Here is a 15,116-nt window from a genome sequence, read left to right as displayed (position 1 = left end):
TCCCCGTGATGTTATAGATTCCCCCACCGCCTATTTGGAACTGTTAATCCTCCTTTCCCTCCTACCAAGTTAATCTTATAATCTTTGTAAGCAATCGTCTGATTAACTCTAGCAGGAGAGTCTTCATCTAACAAACGGAGAGCTATCACTGTTAAAGGAGTATTCCCTGCTACAACAGTTGAACTCTTGCCTTGCTCAACTAAGGGAGGAGTGTAATAGCGGGAAGTCGGATCCATGACCGCATCTCGCCATATAATCTTATTAGAGAGATATACAATCTCTGTATATACCTTATACTGCATCCCTTATCCCAAATAGATGGTTTCATAAATCCCTCTAGGGATCTGGGGCAACTCCCGTGGCCATTTACTATTGGCATGACCTCTAGCTAAAGCTCCATCAGGACTAAATCGATATCCATATCCTAAACGATCTCGGACTCGTCGATCTGACCAATCTCCTACGTGACCAATTAACGCATCATAATTGTAGACATTTCGAGCTTGCTTCATAGATTGCAGCTCTTTAATGTCTTTGATTTTTACCCGATCCGATCCAAGTTTCTCGTTTAGTTGTTTTACAATAGCGGCTATCTTCTCTTTGTTCGTCTCTTTAAGCTTTTTATACTGTTCGATCTCCTCAGTAGGAAGTTTGAGTTCTTTCTCTAAATACTCTGCACGCGTTTCGTCATTGATATTGCCGAGGCCTTTCAGCAAGCAGAAATTAAAGAATCCGTCCTGAGCAACAATCACATTCTTAAGAAACAGCCGATCAAATTTTCCACGAATCTCATCACTGATTTTTGTAAATTTCTCTAAAAGATCCTTTAGATCTTTGAGATATTGGTCTTTTTCTGCTTGAGAAGTCGTCTCCGCAACTTTCTTTTCATATTTCTGTTTTAATTCATCGTAGTCTTTAACAAAGGCCTTTGTAGACTCATCTGTGGCAGATCGTAGATCTTGAATAGCCGCATCGAAAGCGACCTTCTTCAAAATGCTAGAAAATTTAGCTGCTGCATAAGCATTCTCATCTACCCAGAAGTAGAAGTCAAAACCTTCATAAGTATCTAAAAAGACTTGCATATAATCTTCGATACCATCCGGAGGCGCTCCTGCGATCCATATTCCATGGATGATTTTCTCAACAGGTACACGATGGCCTTTAAATTCTGTTTTGATAGTTTCAAGAACACCTTCAATCGGAGTCGTCTTAGGTTTTTCTTCGGCTTTCTGTTCCTTAGCTTTTGCCTGTTTAGGCTGAGCCTGCGATGATGCTGGAAGCTTCTTCTGAATGGCATCGACGTATTTTCCTTGTTGAATCAAGGAATTCTGTCCTGCTTCCGAATTTTTATCTGGCATGGAGTTGTAAGCACTAATGACCTTTTTCAGTTTATTTAATAGGCCTTTAACAGTAGATTTCTGTTCAGGAGTAATTCCTAGTTTTTCTTCTATGTTCTTGGGAGTAAGATCGTATTTGCTAGCATCAAGATTTTCTATCTTTCCAGAAGAAGCTTCCTCCTTCTTCTCTTCTATAGCACGCTTTTTTCTCGATAAAACAGCTGCTGTAGGAGGAACTGCACTAGCAGAAATCGTTTTTACCCCCTCCTCTGAACAGAGTACGTACGAACGTTCACTGGCCGTGTAATAAACTTCGTCTTTCTCTTACGAGGAGAGGTTTTGTTCACGAATACAGGAGGTTTTGTCGTTACTTCCTGTTCTTTAGAGATTGTAGTGACCTTATTCTCTGAAGTAGAAGTCTCTGCCGTTGTCGTTCCTTCTGGAGGAGGTGTAGGAGAAGGAGGCATCCTTGTAGGCTTCACTCGAATCGGTTGCACCGTCGAGGGGAAAATATGTGCGACCACCTGAGATAAGTTATAAAGAAATGCTGTTTTCCAATTTCCTGTATGATGCGATGGAGATGTAGTAAAAGGAACTCGAGACTCTTCCGTCATATTATAAAACTGATGTTGTAACCTCTCCCCGATTCTAATCACATCTTCCGTGGTGTGATTAGTGAAATTGCGATCATTATAAACTTCAATATTTTGAGGAGTTGTCTCTGTACTTCTATTACTGGGAACAGTTTCAGGTTGAAACACCTGTGAGGAATTTTCTCTTGAGCAACAATCGGATTCGGAACGGGCATTTGTATTATTACCTGTTAAAAACAAATCGTAATCACTAAAATTTCGTAAGGAACTATAAAAGCGGACAGAAAAATACGAAAACAAAAAATCCCGCTCAAAAGTACCCTTGAGCTACTTTTCTATGATGTTTTCAACAAGGTTGGATTAGGAAAACTTCTTTATCAACTGGATTTCAATAAAACCTTAGTGGATAGGAATCATACTTTCGACCGCAAATGTCATTGTGGTTGTAGATATAGTAATCTCACAGACTGAAAGTATGTCCGTCCTACTCTTACCTCTAATTAAGAAGTATTACACATGCTGCATAGAAAACGTTCGGAGAATCTCCCATAAAGCAAGAGTTTTCAGAAGAAAAAACCATTTCGACCTGATAATATAGGATTAGCAGGCCCAGAATCTTTGGAATGAGAAAGTTCGATTAGCCAAAACAGATTCCCTCTATTTTGGATCCAACAAGAACTACTCCACAGCTCATACAACCACTACTTATAACCAAACAAGGCATAGTCATAGGAACCCTAAGCAATAGGAGCAAGGAGCTAATCATTAGCAGCAAAAGCCCAATAGCTACCAACGCTATAGATGTAACCCGATACGTCTTCACAGGCTCTTTGTTTGTTTCTCTAAACTGAAAACAAGAACTACTTTTAGAAGGTGTTGTTGTGGAGGATATCGTCATAACTCAAAAAAGTATATCGTATCGAAATAGAGAAAACCTCTCAAGTGATGATCTAATAACGAATGCGACAATACTGCCCTTCAAAAAAATCATCCATAGAATCATAAGAATAAATATTTCCTGTTGCTACTAGCTCTTCCATTACTGCACGTAAACATAGAGAAGCAAGCGCCTCGCTGATTTCCTCTGAAAGCAACTGCAATTTCTTGTTTAAGAATTGTGGGAGATTTTTAATGAAGATGCTTTTCCGGAAGATAGGAGATCGACACATGATAAAAGTCCCTGAAGAATTTACTCGTTTAGCCTCTTCAGTATGAGACTGATAGATGTTTGTAGAAACTTGCTCGAGTAACGATGACGTAACCTGGGAGCTAATAGCCAACCATTGCTTATCCGAAATAGCACTCAACCGCTCTCGAATATCTGGAGATAACAGAACATTGAGTGCTCCATTTAGTTGAATAGCAGCTTTTAAAATATCAAAAATTTTCAGTGAGAATCTCCATACTTCTAGATGAATATAAGGGGCACAATTACGCAATGGCGTTACGCTTTTTTGGGAACAAAAATCTTGATGCCCTAGCATATGTTCAAAAAAAGCAAGCCCTTTCTCTACAGAACGCTCGACCTCCTTTGTAGAGAAAGGGATTTGTAGTTTTTTCGCCTCTGTCATGAGAAGCTCTTTATGCATAGGAAACATCACAGCTAGTTCTTCTACGGGGTATGGATGTGGAGACCAAGAAAAAGTTTCTAGATCGACCAGTCCTATACGCCCTTCTGGAGAGCCATCTTTTCCTTCTTGAATAAATAAAGGTAAATTATCGTATCGTGGGCATACCCAATAGTTGTGTACTTTCACGGCTAAGGGGAAATCGTCTGTTGGAGACTCTGTTTCTACAACAAAATCCCTGAAATGCACTTCTTTAAATAGAAATAAGAGTTCTTTGATCGCCTCATCGAAAGCTTGTGGATTTTCTTTATAGAGACACATTGAATCTACAGAAATTCGTGAAACAGGAAGTTTTTCTTCGAATATAAAGTTTTGATAAACTCTAGCGCGTGGTGCTCGTATGTGCTTAATATCTAAATAAGCAAGCGCTTTGCGCATAGAAAAAATATGATGCCAACGAGACCTGGCATCTTGAGCCCCAACGTGTTTTGCTACTAAAGAAGAAAACTGTTTTGAAATATATACAAGAGACCGTCCTTCTGGGACCCTTGGAATTTTTCTCCTTCTAATAGTTTTTGCCCCCATTGCTTACACGTTGTTAAAGTTTCTTGGTTGAGCAAATGATTTCTAACTAGAAATCCTCTACAAAACTTCTGAAGCGTAATGACTTTTTCTTCCCTATCACGGTATTCATCTAAAGCTTGCTTTTGTTCATATTTATAACGAAAGCGTTCTTGTAAAGAAGTCTGGTAAGTAGAAGAAAACCTATACGCTAATAATCCTAACACAGTGGCCAATAACATCAGAGGCCCTGTGAGAATACAGATCACAATGTTTGCAATACGACGACAACACGAAATCTCTTTATGTGAGAAATAGCATGAAGGATAGTTAGGGATTTGTTTCACACGATATAAAACATTGATCCCTCTTGCCACACAATGGAGAAGAAAGTTTCCTGTCCTTTCAAAAAAATCGGGGACATCCGCTCTGCAACGGGATTTATCGAACGACACAAACATTTCAAGGCCCTCTGACTAAAAATTCTGGTCAATTTTGGACCCAAAAAACAGATTTTGTTAAGGATTTTTTTAAATTAAAAACATCTAAAAAAACTTATTTTGTGTTTGTAACTTAAAGAGTTACATTCCCCGCCTCTAAAAAATTCATAAAAAAATTAAAAAATGCTTAACAACAACACTCTTACCTAACCCCTTTTCCCTTTTTACAAACCGCAATAGAGAAACACTCATGATCGTAACATTTGATAAATACTTGGCGCCGGAGCTCGGCCCCGACCCATTGGAGCGTTTAGGGAACGTTCTTCTCTATCCAATCGTTCAAGGATTTGGGTCTCTTGTATCTGTTAAAACTTTAGGAGAAAAACGATTCCTCTGTTTTTCAGACAAAGTGGTGTCTTTGTGTAAACGCATTCTTTGTGTGGTATGCAATATTCTCGCAGCACCTATTACGTGTTTGCTCGCTTTGTGAGGGCTAATTGCCTACAAATGTTCAACGACCTATCAAACTACACGAACTATTTTTGATCGTTTTGTTAAAACGCGAAACGCGGCTAAGGTCGCTTTCCAAGAGCAACGCTCCCCCATTATCACTCTACAAAAATATTTACGTTGCTACGTGGCTAGAAAACCTTTAGTAGATAGAGATCATTTCCCCAAGTATCGGACTATTTGTGATGCTATTATGGAAGGAAATCTTGAAAATATTCGTTTCAGTGATAAAACAGGCGAATCAGTGTATTCTTCCAAAGAACTACCTTCCGTATTGTTCAAAAGAATTGGGCAAAAGAATGCTAAACAAAGGGTGCTTAATAACATCGCGGTAAACGCTTGTCTTGCGAAAATAGGCGTAGATGGTTTACAAGTACTATCCGCTAGCACTTACAAAGATTTCTTAATCGAAGACAAACCTTTTGGTAAAGGTGCTCTTGATACTCTTATAGCTTATCGATTGAATCCATCTTTATTCGACAGAGCTGTCAAGAGTCTGTGCAAGCTATTTAGCTTTTACCATTGCCCGGATCTATTCGTAAAATCCAGTGATTTGCTAAAAGATTCCCCTCATTCGAAACTCCTATTAGGTTTCAAAGAAAACAATGAGTCTCTTGCTGCAGAATCGGCGACTCTTCAGCCCATTCTTTATCTCACAGGGATCCAATGTATTCTTGAAGAGCCTACTCCAGATTTAGAAGCAAAACTCTCTTTTCTATTCCCGTATCATAAAACATTAATTCAACAGGAATTAAGCAAACTGCGAGTTTCTAAACCGAAAGTAGAAGCCTCTAAAGAACCTACTCCTCCATCTACTTATGATGAGCGCTTAAAAAGCTCTCCCCCTACAGAAATGGAAAATTTTTATGACTGAGCAACCTCATCGACTTTCTGAAGAGGCGCGATCGATAGCCAATGAAGCAAAAGAACGACTACTCAAGCTAAATGACAAGCCTGAGCTGTCTCGTCCTTATCTTGTAAAAGGCTTTCTAAGCAAAATATCTCGAGGGATTTCCTCTAAAGAGGCTGCGTCTAAATTTTCTACAGCTATAGTTACATCTCTACTAGGATATCTCTGGAACCACATCCTCCAGAACAAAGAACGTATCCTTTCAGCAGATGCTCGCGATTTGGAAGCACGCTCCGTGCTCTTAGATACGAAAGAAATTCTCGCCCTTTGCAAGTATTTTGCTATCAATCGTTGCACGTGGCTTTCCTCATCTAGCACTCAAGAAGAAGAAAACTTGATCTGTCAAGATATAGCTAAAGAAATGTTTTCTATCTCTTTACATGCTCTTGTGGAACAACAGTGGATCAGAGAATATGATCTTTCAGTAAATAACGGATCCTCTTATAAACTTTTCTTCTAAGTTCTCGCGGAGGCAGACCATCCCTCTGCCTCTTTCTCTCACAATAGAGCGCAAAGCTTCCAATTAACATCTGTATAATAGAAGCATAAAGGCCTTTAAAAAGATCCTATTCTTTTTATCTAGGTCGTTATAAACAAATAAAAGAACGTGTTTTTTATTATTTAAAAACAAAAGCACATTTAGTCTAAAACGTTTAGACGTCGAAAAAAAAGCTTCTTTTTTTAGTATGAGCGTTAACAGAAATCACAATAATTTTCCTCCCTACGGAGAGAACGAAACTCCTCCTCCAGAATCTCAACCAACTGATGGCCCCGAAGATCCTTCTATGCAGGGAGCTTACTACATTGCTCCTGAGGATCTTCCTCAGCATCAGTTAGCTGCTGCTGTAGAAGGACTGCATATCGGTTCCACACTCAATCCAGCCGCACCAGAATTCACTCCCGGAGCTGTTTCTCATCACTTCGAGACATTCACTCCTTCTTTCCCTCCAGCGCCTCAACAGCCTTGGGCTGTATTAGACCCTTACGCTACATACCCTTACGGGGTTCAATCCCTCTATCTTGAGTATGCTCCTCCTGCCGTTGTACAAGAGCCTTACACTACAACTGGACAACAAGGCCTTTCTTCCTATCCAGAAGCCGCTCCTCAACCTCCAGCTCTACAACAACCAGAATCTCTCCCTCAAGCTACTGCCAGAGATAGAGGGGATTTAGAAAAAGAAGCTAACAACACGAACTCTTTTGCAACCCAAGCTATAGAAACAACTCCTTCCAACATCTCTCCATGTTTCAATTTACATGGAGAGGCTATACAACTCTTCTCTACAGAATCTGGACCATCTCCTCTGCGATCTATTCTTCAAGCGATTAAGCAGGCAAAATACCATATTTATATACAAATCTATAGGTTTACTTCTGAAGAGATTGCTGCAGCTCTTCTAGAGCGAGCGAATAACGGCGTACGGATCCATTACAATATCAATACATCTGCTGCCCAAAAGCCCTTATTCGACATCCTAACGTGCAATTGCAGAAATTCAAAGCTACTAACCAGGCGCGACTATACTGTAAAAATATAGTAGTTGACGGAAGCCTAGTGATTACAGGCTCCGCGAATTTCTCTGACGCCGCATTCTCTCGTGACATCAACCTAGTTGCTATCATCCGCAATCCATCTCTTGGCCAATTGGTAGTCTCCCAACAATCTGGCTGGATTACCGGTGGCTCGCAGCAAATAGAATACTGTAGTCTATACTGCCACAATCATCAAGGAGTTGATAAAGTTGTTAAAGCGGTACAATCTGCAGTAAAAACCATCCGCGTTGCTATGCTTGTTCTCTCTCACGAAGAGGTCCTTCACGCTCTTCATCAAACGGCGCAGAGAGGGGTTGAAGTAACGGTGCTTGTCAACCCTCACAATAAAGCCATTCCATTCTATGCCTTGCAAGATCTCAACTCAAAAGTCAAACTTCGTGACGTGGTAGTGGAAGAGAATGCACTCCTCCATTGCAAAGTCGGTTTAATCGATACCAACCTCCTTATCACAGGTTCTGCGAACTGGACTGTCCGAGGTCTTCAATACAATATAGAAGACCTTATCTTCATCTATCAACCGACACCTAGCCAGCTTTCTGCCTTCTTTAATTTTTGGGAACAAGCTATGTCCCTAAGCCGCGAAGTCACAGCTAAAAAAATAAAAAAGTCAGCTCGTGCACAACATAAATACGACGATGAATAAAAAGTAACTCATCTTGTTTATAAAGGATTTTTTTCTTTTTCTAACTTTTTAGAAAAAAAAGACAATTATCTTATAATCTTTCTTATTTAGGTCTCTTTCTTTTCTAGCCAGGACCTTAATGTTATGAGTGTACAAGGCTCTTCTTCTTTAAAATACAGCGATCTTTTTAAACCTCCGGAACCCACTTCTTCCACAGATTCTTCTAAAGAACCTCCTAAAGAATCTGAATGGAAAGTAGTCTCTCATTCTCGAGGACGCCGTCGCGCTCGATCCACCCCCCCTCACACATCTCAAAATACTCCTTCTCCAAAAGACTCTTCTTTAGTTGCTCGTACGGATAAAGCGGCAACAGATATCTTTAATTCGGCTAAACACAAAGCGATTGAAACGACAAAAAGAAGTGATCAGCAAAGCAAATCCTTACCTATACTGCACCTTTTAGCTGCAGATCCGGAACCCATTGTGTTCCACTCAGCTCACCAAACAAACCACAACGATCCGCAAAGAATGCTATGCGATGCCATCCTACAGGCTAACCGAATAATCACGATGAGAATTTTTAATATTGGTTCTCCTGAAATTATTCGGGCATTAATTCAAGCCGTTCGTCGCAACATTCCGGTTGTTGTTTCAGCATGGAATTTTCCTAATCTATCCAATTGGGATCGGAAATCTGAACTCTGTGTGGAATTGAGAGGCAATCCTCAAATTTGCTTACATAAGAAAACGACACTGATTGACAATCAGCTAACAATTATAGGAACGGCTAACTACACTAAATCTTCTTTCTTTAAAGACATCAACCTAACAGCTCTTATTCAAAACCCGGCGCTATATTCTTTAATTTTGAGGGGTACTCAAGGCTCAGTTTCTATCGGCTCGCAAACCATTTCCTATTACCCACTTCCCTTTCCTCAATCCAATACTAAGACCTTGCCTATCATCCAAGAGATTCAAAAAGCTCAGAGAACTATAAAAATTGCTATGAGTATCTTCTCTCATCCCGAGATCTTTTTAGCCTTAGAACAAGCACACTTACGAGGAGTGACCATTACTATCGTAATCAATAAAAAAGAGAGCGCCCATACACTAGACATATTACACAGAATCTCAGCTCTACTACTGTTAAAATCTGTTACAACAGTAGATTCTTTGCATGCAAAAATCTGTTTAATCGATGATCAAACTCTGATTTTTGGCTCACCAAACTGGACTTACCATGGGATGCATAAAAATCTTGAAGACTTGCTCATAGTGACTCCACTCACACCCAAACAAATCTATTCAATTCAAGAAATATGGGCCTTTTTATTAAAAAATAGTTCTCCTGTTTAATTCGATATTAAAGATTCAATTTTAAACGTTTTGTTAAAATAAAGTATTTGTTTTTAACAAATAAACTATATTGAAAAATCGAACAACAAAACTAAAATAGTTCGAATTAATTTAACAAAGTTAAAAATAATGAGCGTTTCAGGTTCTAGTAAGTCACGCGATTCTTCTCCGCTACCTATTCGTGAAACCCCTTTGCCTCGAAACCCCTCTTCACCAAGAGATCCTGTATCCCAGGCTATAGATAGAATTTACAAACGGAATCGCAACCCATAGACCCCTCCTGTTGTTTGCTATGAATACGATCATGGAAGGAACAGACAACCTGTTCGCGTCTATACGAACCCTCGCTGCCACTCTACGTCATCGCGCAACATCTCTTCTCCTGAAGACCGTCGCCCCACTCCTTCGCAATACAAATCTCGAGAATGGAGAATTCCATCATCACGACCAAGACAGGACGATAGAAGTCCTTCCCCTCAACCCTCTACCTCTTCAGTATCCATCTCCCAGCAAATGCTCGCCGGCTCCAAGAGAAAACACAAGACTCCCGAAGACACTTCTTCTTCCTCCTCTAAACGAGCCCGATCTTCTTCGAGCCAAGTCGTACCTAGACTCTTACAGCATCACGAACTGATCCAACTCTACTCTGCTCATCAGCAAAGAAATAACGAACCTGTGAAAATGATTTGTGAAACAATTCTACAAGCTAAGCGCAGCGTTCTATTAAAAGTATTTAATATCGGATCCCCCAGAATTCTTGCAGCCTTAGCTGAGGCTTCTAATAGAGCGCCTGTCTCCGTACACTATCAAATGGGGCCTTTTTCAAAACACTGTACTGAAGGAAATGTGCAGTTTAGACCTCGAAGAGGGTGTTCTCTTTTACATAGAAAAACCCTTCTTATAGACAATAATATTGTCGTTACGGGAACAGCAAACTATACAGAGGCCTCTCTTGAAAAAGATGTGAACTTAACGGCTAAAATATTTAGTGAACACCTATATCGCTGGGCTTTCCGACACGATCGAGGAGAGGTGCGAGTAGGCTCGCAACAAGTATCCTACTATTCGCTAAGTCAAATACGAAGAGACTTGTGCGTCAAAGCTATCCTCGAGGCTAACGGCATTGTCCTACGAGAACGTACATGCGAAGGCATTCTGCATACCAAAGTCTGCTGTATTAATAGCTCGACACTCATTATAGGATCCGTCAACTGGAGTAGAGGAGGTCTTACATTAAATCTGGAAGAGTTCTTGATTATCAATCCGCTTACAGAGACACAACTCGAATGCTATAACGAGATTTGGGCATATATAGAAACAAACAGTAGATTGATGACTAAAGAGCTGATTCAGTTACATGAGAAGAGAAAAAAATCCATAACAGACCCTAAGCAAACCTCTTCTTCTACTCAAGACGAAGAGAATGCTTCCACATCAGCAGAACAGCAGTAACGAATGGAGTTTTGTAGTCGAAAGAGAAGGCAAGTTTCCTGCCTTCTCAGAGGAAAGCATCTAAACCTTAATAAATTAGGTGAAAATATATTATGAGCATTCATGGTTCATCAGGGCATAGCCACTTACATCCTAAGAGTTCTAGCTATTCTCATCCGCATCGCCGCGCACATTCACCTCGCCATTCTCTGCAGAATCATCTCCTACAGCTTGGTCCGTTTCAAGAGCTTATCGATCTTCACAGCCTTCCGACAATCGTCTCGAGTCTCGGAACTCTCCACTAAGAGAAACTACTGGAAGCTCCTCCCAACACCGCCACCGAAGCTCCTCCCAACACCGCCACCATCGCCATGGAGAAACCTCTTCATCCTCTCGCATTGAAACGGTAGTCTCTAGGCACTTTTCATCTAGACGCGAATCTTCCAGAATAGGTTCTCGCTCTAGCAGACACTCTGAACGTGCCCGTCATCACGAATCTCGCTCACATCGGCATTCCTCATCATCAAGACATCATGTTACGCGATCTCAATCAAGCGCACTCCCTCAATTACAAGAGCGTCCTGTGCCTCATCCACTTGCAGAAAGAGAGTTGATTACATTCCATTCCGTACATCAGCAGCAGAATAATAATCCTCTAAGAATGATTTGCGATACCATTCGCCAAGCTCAAAGAGGGATATTTATGCGCATTTACGCCATATCATCTGATGACATTATCCAATCTCTAATTCAGACTTCGCACCATGTTCCTGTAGAAGTCAAATACCATTGCGGAGAAAGCTTACCTGTAGCATGTCAAAACTCGAGAGTCGTCTTGCGTCCGACTAACGGAAGAACCCTCCAACATAAAAAAACTATGTTGGCTGATTTCCAAACAGTAGTTACAGGATCAGCCAACTACACGGACTTGTCTCTCAATCACGATGTCAACGTGACGGCATGTATAGAAAGTTCAGAATTACATGACGCAGTCTTTTCTGAAAGACCCCAACTGGTTCATGTCGGATCTCAGCTGCTCAATTACATTCCTATCCAGCGTTTGATTCCTAATGCAGCATCAAAAATGATTTTGAATGCAATTAACCAAGCAACGGACAGTATTTTTGTCTTGATGTATATCTTCTTAAGCCCAGAATTCTTCTTAGCTCTTGCCCAAGCTATGCGAAGAGGAGTTCGAGTAAAAGTAATCATCGACAACCATTCCAAACAAGATACATGCAAACTACTGAGCAAGTTGGGTATCCAACTTCCTCTTTACGAAAGAAAAACGGAAGGCGTTCTCCATACCAAGATTTGTTGCATCAACAATAAAACTCTAATCTTTGGCTCTGCTAACTGGAGCGGTGCTGGTATGATTAAAAACTTTGAAGACCTATTCATCCTTCGCCCAATTACAGAGACACAGCTTCAGGCCTTTATGGACGTCTGGTCTCTTCTAGAAACAAATAGCTCCTATCTGTCCCCAGAGAGCGTGCTTACGGCTCCTACTCCTTCAAGTAGACCTACTCAACAAGATACAGATTCTGATGACGAACAACCGAGTACCAGCCAGCAAGCTATCCGTATGAGAAAATAGGATTAGGGAAACAAAACGACAGCAAACCACACATTATAAACCCATTACGGCAAACAGTGATCGACTCTCATAATAGGGAAGTGATTGAATAGAGGCTAAGCTCCTCATCAGTTTCTTTGCTTTTCTTTAAAGCAAGTTCCTTCCATTATAGGGTGTCAATCACTGCCCAGCCCGGAGAGTTTTTAATGACTAAGCCTTCTTTCTTATACGTTATTCAACCTTTTTCCGTATTTAATCCACGATTAGGACGTTTCTCTATAGACTCAGATACTTATATCGAAGAAGAAAACCGCCTAGCATCGTTCATTGAGAGTTTGCCACTGGAGATCTTCGATATACCTTCTTTCATGGAAACCGCGATTTCCAATAGCCCCTATATTTTATCTTGGGAGACAACTAAAGACGGCGCTCTGTTCACTATTCTTGAACCCAAACTCTCAGCTTGCGCAGCCACTTGCCTGGTAGCCCCTTCTATACAAATGAAATCCGATGCGGAGCTCCTAGAAGAAATTAAGCAAGCGTTATTACGCAGCTCTCATGACGGTGTGAAATATCGCATCACCAGAGAATCCTTCTCTCCAGAAAAGAAAATTCCTAAGGTTGCTCTAGTCGATGACGATATTAAATTGATTCGCAATGTCGACTTTTTGGGTAGAGCTGTTGACATTGTCAAATTAGACCCCATTAATATTCTGAATACCGTAAGCGAAGAGAATATTCTAGATTACTCTTTTACAAGAGAAACGGCTCAGCTGAGCGCGGATGGTCGTTTTGGTATTCCTCCAGGGACTAAGCTATTCCCTAAACCTTCTTTTGATGTAGAAATCAGTACCTCCATTTTCGAAGAAACAACTTCATTTACTCGAAGTTTTTCTGCATCGGTTACTTTTAGTGTACCAGACCTCGCGGCGACTATGCCTCTTCAAAGCCCTCCCATGGTAGAAAATGGTCAAAAAGAAATTTGTGTTATTCAAAAACACTTATTCCCAAGCTACTCTCCTAAACTAGTCGATATTGTTAAACGATACAAAAGAGAGGCTAAGATCTTGATTAACAAGCTTGCCTTTGGAATGTTATGGCGACATCGGGCTAAAAGCCAAATCCTCACCGAGGGAAGCGTCCGTCTAGACTTACAAGGATTCACAGAATCGAAGTACAATTACCAGATTCAAGTAGGATCCCATACGATTGCAGCTGTATTAATCGATATGGATATTTCCAAGATTCAATCCAAATCAGAACAAGCTTATGCAATTAGGAAAATCAAATCAGGCTTTCAACGCAGCTTGGATGACTATCATATTTATCAAATTGAAAGAAAACAAACCTTTTCTTTTTCTCCGAAGCATCGTAGCCTCTCATCCACATCCCATTCCGAAGATTCTGATTTGGATCTTTCTGAAGCAGCCGCCTTTTCAGGAAGTCTTACCTGCGAGTTTGTAAAAAAAAGCACTCAACATGCCAAGAATACCGTCACATGTTCCACAGCCGCTCATTCCCTATACACACTCAAAGAAGATGACAGCTCGAACCCCTCTGAAAAACGATTAGATAGTTGTTTCCGCAATTGGATTGAAAACAAACTAAGCGCCAATTCTCCAGATTCCTGGTCAGCGTTTATTCAAAAATTCGGAACACACTATATTGCATCAGCAACTTTTGGAGGGATAGGTTTCCAAGTGCTCAAACTATCTTTTGAACAGGTGGAGGATCTACATAGCAAAAAGATCTCCTTAGAAACCGCAGCAGCCAACTCTCTATTAAAAGGTTCTGTATCCAGCAGCACAGAATCTGGATACTCCAGCTATAGCTCCACGTCTTCTTCTCATACGGTATTTTTAGGAGGAACGGTCTTACCTTCGGTTCATGATGAACGTTTAGACTTTAAAGATTGGTCGGAAAGTGTGCACCTGGAACCTGTTCCTATCCAGGTTTCTTTACAACCTATAACGAATTTACTAGTTCCTCTCCATTTTCCTAATATCGGTGCTGCAGAGCTCTCTAATAAACGAGAATCTCTTCGACAAGCGATTCGAGTCTATCTCAAAGAACATAAAGTAGATGAGCAAGGAGAACGTACTACATTTACATCAGGAATCGATAATCCTTCTTCCTGGTTTACCTTAGAAGCTGCCCACTCTCCTCTTGTAGTCAGTACTCCTTACATTGCTTCGTGGTCTACACTTCCTTATTTGTTCCCAACATTAAGAGAACGTTCTTCGGCAACCCCTATCGTTTTCTATTTTTGTGTAGATAATAATGAACATACTTCGCAAAAAATATTAAACCAATCGTATTGCTTCCTCGGGTCCTTGCCTATTCGACAAAAAATTTTTGGTAGCGAATTTGCTAGTTTCCCCTATCTATCTTTCTATGGAAATGCAAAAGAGGCGTACTTTGATAACACGTACTACCCAACGCGTTGTGGGTGGATTGTTGAAAAGTTAAATACTACACAAGATCAATTCCTCCGGGATGGAGACGAGGTGCGACTAAAACATGTTTCCAGCGGAAAGTATCTAGCAACAACTCCTCTTAAGGATACCCATGGTACACTCACGTGTACAACGAACTGTGAAGATGCTATCTTTATTATTAAAAAATCTTCAGGTTATTGATAACGAATGCTTTACAACT

Annotated in this window: 11 protein-coding genes and 3 pseudogenes; 10 read left to right on the top strand and 4 right to left on the bottom strand. The window is 40.6% G+C overall.

Annotated elements, in window-relative coordinates; all coding sequences use genetic code 11:
* Positions 1–11: 11 nt before the first annotated feature.
* The 4 genes and pseudogenes from CTA_RS04975 to CTA_RS00845 all read right to left on the bottom strand — a co-directional run bounded on the left by CTA_RS04975 (position 12) and on the right by CTA_RS00845 (position 4,520).
* Positions 12–302: a DUF3491 domain-containing protein gene (locus tag CTA_RS04975; RefSeq protein ID WP_011324613.1), complete on the bottom strand. Its 291-nt coding sequence runs from the start codon at positions 300–302 to the stop codon at positions 12–14.
* A gap of 177 nt (positions 303–479) precedes the next feature.
* Positions 480–1,633 (bottom strand): annotated as a pseudogene (locus CTA_RS00865) (TcdA/TcdB catalytic glycosyltransferase domain-containing protein); the annotation flags it as partial.
* Between the two features lie 934 nt (positions 1,634–2,567).
* Positions 2,568–2,828, bottom strand: a complete 261-nt coding sequence (locus CTA_RS00850; RefSeq protein WP_010725105.1) for a hypothetical protein — start codon at positions 2,826–2,828, stop codon at positions 2,568–2,570.
* A 52-nt stretch (positions 2,829–2,880) separates the two neighbouring features.
* Positions 2,881–4,520, bottom strand: a pseudogene (locus tag CTA_RS00845) (hypothetical protein).
* Positions 4,521–4,749: 229 nt separating this feature from the next.
* On the opposite strand from CTA_RS00845, the gene CTA_RS00840 reads away from it, so the two are divergent.
* From CTA_RS00840 to CTA_RS00800, 10 genes and pseudogenes are all read left to right on the top strand, one after another.
* On the top strand, positions 4,750–4,989 hold the full coding sequence (locus tag CTA_RS00840) for a hypothetical protein (protein WP_011324609.1): 240 nt from the start codon (positions 4,750–4,752) through the stop codon (positions 4,987–4,989).
* Between the two features lie 147 nt (positions 4,990–5,136).
* A pseudogene (locus CTA_RS00835) lies at positions 5,137–5,879 on the top strand (hypothetical protein).
* Positions 5,876–6,379: a hypothetical protein gene (locus CTA_RS00830; protein ID WP_011324607.1), complete on the top strand. Its 504-nt coding sequence runs from the start codon at positions 5,876–5,878 to the stop codon at positions 6,377–6,379. Before CTA_RS00835 ends, CTA_RS00830 begins: the two are co-directional and overlap by 4 nt.
* A 226-nt stretch (positions 6,380–6,605) precedes the next feature.
* The gene (locus CTA_RS00825; protein WP_011324606.1) at positions 6,606–7,457 is read left to right on the top strand and encodes a hypothetical protein; all 852 of its coding nucleotides are present in this window, start codon (positions 6,606–6,608) and stop codon (positions 7,455–7,457) included.
* A 17-nt stretch (positions 7,458–7,474) separates the two neighbouring features.
* Positions 7,475–8,116, top strand: coding sequence for a phospholipase D-like domain-containing protein (locus tag CTA_RS00820; protein ID WP_193323955.1), 642 nt, complete (start codon positions 7,475–7,477; stop codon positions 8,114–8,116).
* 123 nt (positions 8,117–8,239) lie between these two features.
* A complete protein-coding gene (locus tag CTA_RS00815) occupies positions 8,240–9,451 on the top strand; it encodes a phospholipase D-like domain-containing protein (protein WP_011324604.1) in 1,212 nt (403 codons plus the stop codon).
* Between the two features lie 513 nt (positions 9,452–9,964).
* Entirely contained in the window at positions 9,965–10,903 is a 939-nt protein-coding gene (locus CTA_RS00810; protein WP_011324602.1) for a phospholipase D-like domain-containing protein, read from the top strand.
* 92 nt (positions 10,904–10,995) lie between these two features.
* Positions 10,996–11,187 carry a hypothetical protein gene (locus tag CTA_RS04850; protein WP_230454114.1) on the top strand — a complete coding sequence of 64 codons (192 nt, stop codon included), beginning with the start codon at positions 10,996–10,998 and terminating at the stop codon, positions 11,185–11,187.
* Between the two features lie 143 nt (positions 11,188–11,330).
* The gene (locus CTA_RS00805) at positions 11,331–12,479 is read left to right on the top strand and encodes a phospholipase D-like domain-containing protein (protein ID WP_041200361.1); all 1,149 of its coding nucleotides are present in this window, start codon (positions 11,331–11,333) and stop codon (positions 12,477–12,479) included.
* A gap of 185 nt (positions 12,480–12,664) precedes the next feature.
* Positions 12,665–15,097 carry an MAC/perforin domain-containing protein gene (locus CTA_RS00800; RefSeq protein WP_011324600.1) on the top strand — a complete coding sequence of 811 codons (2,433 nt, stop codon included), beginning with the start codon at positions 12,665–12,667 and terminating at the stop codon, positions 15,095–15,097.
* Positions 15,098–15,116 lie beyond the last annotated feature (19 nt).

Source organism: Chlamydia trachomatis A/HAR-13 (genome assembly GCF_000012125.1).
Taxonomy (GTDB): domain Bacteria; phylum Chlamydiota; class Chlamydiia; order Chlamydiales; family Chlamydiaceae; genus Chlamydia; species Chlamydia trachomatis.
The sequence above is the reverse complement of the archived record's forward strand: the minus strand, read 5'-3'. Positions and strand labels throughout refer to the sequence as shown.

Bases quoted from the DNA above. Each gene is read 5' to 3' on its own strand.
- CTA_RS04850 (WP_230454114.1), top strand. From the start codon at position 10,996: ATGAGCATTCATGGTTCATCAGGGCATAGCCACTTACATCCTAAGAGT.
- CTA_RS00800 (WP_011324600.1), top strand. From the start codon at position 12,665: ATGACTAAGCCTTCTTTCTTATACGTTATTCAACCTTTTTCCGTATTT.
- CTA_RS04975 (WP_011324613.1), bottom strand. From the start codon at position 302: ATGCAGTATAAGGTATATACAGAGATTGTATATCTCTCTAATAAGATT.
- CTA_RS00840 (WP_011324609.1), top strand. From the start codon at position 4,750: ATGATCGTAACATTTGATAAATACTTGGCGCCGGAGCTCGGCCCCGAC.
- CTA_RS00830 (WP_011324607.1), top strand. From the start codon at position 5,876: ATGACTGAGCAACCTCATCGACTTTCTGAAGAGGCGCGATCGATAGCC.
- CTA_RS00815 (WP_011324604.1), top strand. From the start codon at position 8,240: ATGAGTGTACAAGGCTCTTCTTCTTTAAAATACAGCGATCTTTTTAAA.
- CTA_RS00810 (WP_011324602.1), top strand. From the start codon at position 9,965: ATGCTCGCCGGCTCCAAGAGAAAACACAAGACTCCCGAAGACACTTCT.
- CTA_RS00825 (WP_011324606.1), top strand. From the start codon at position 6,606: ATGAGCGTTAACAGAAATCACAATAATTTTCCTCCCTACGGAGAGAAC.
- CTA_RS00850 (WP_010725105.1), bottom strand. From the start codon at position 2,828: ATGACGATATCCTCCACAACAACACCTTCTAAAAGTAGTTCTTGTTTT.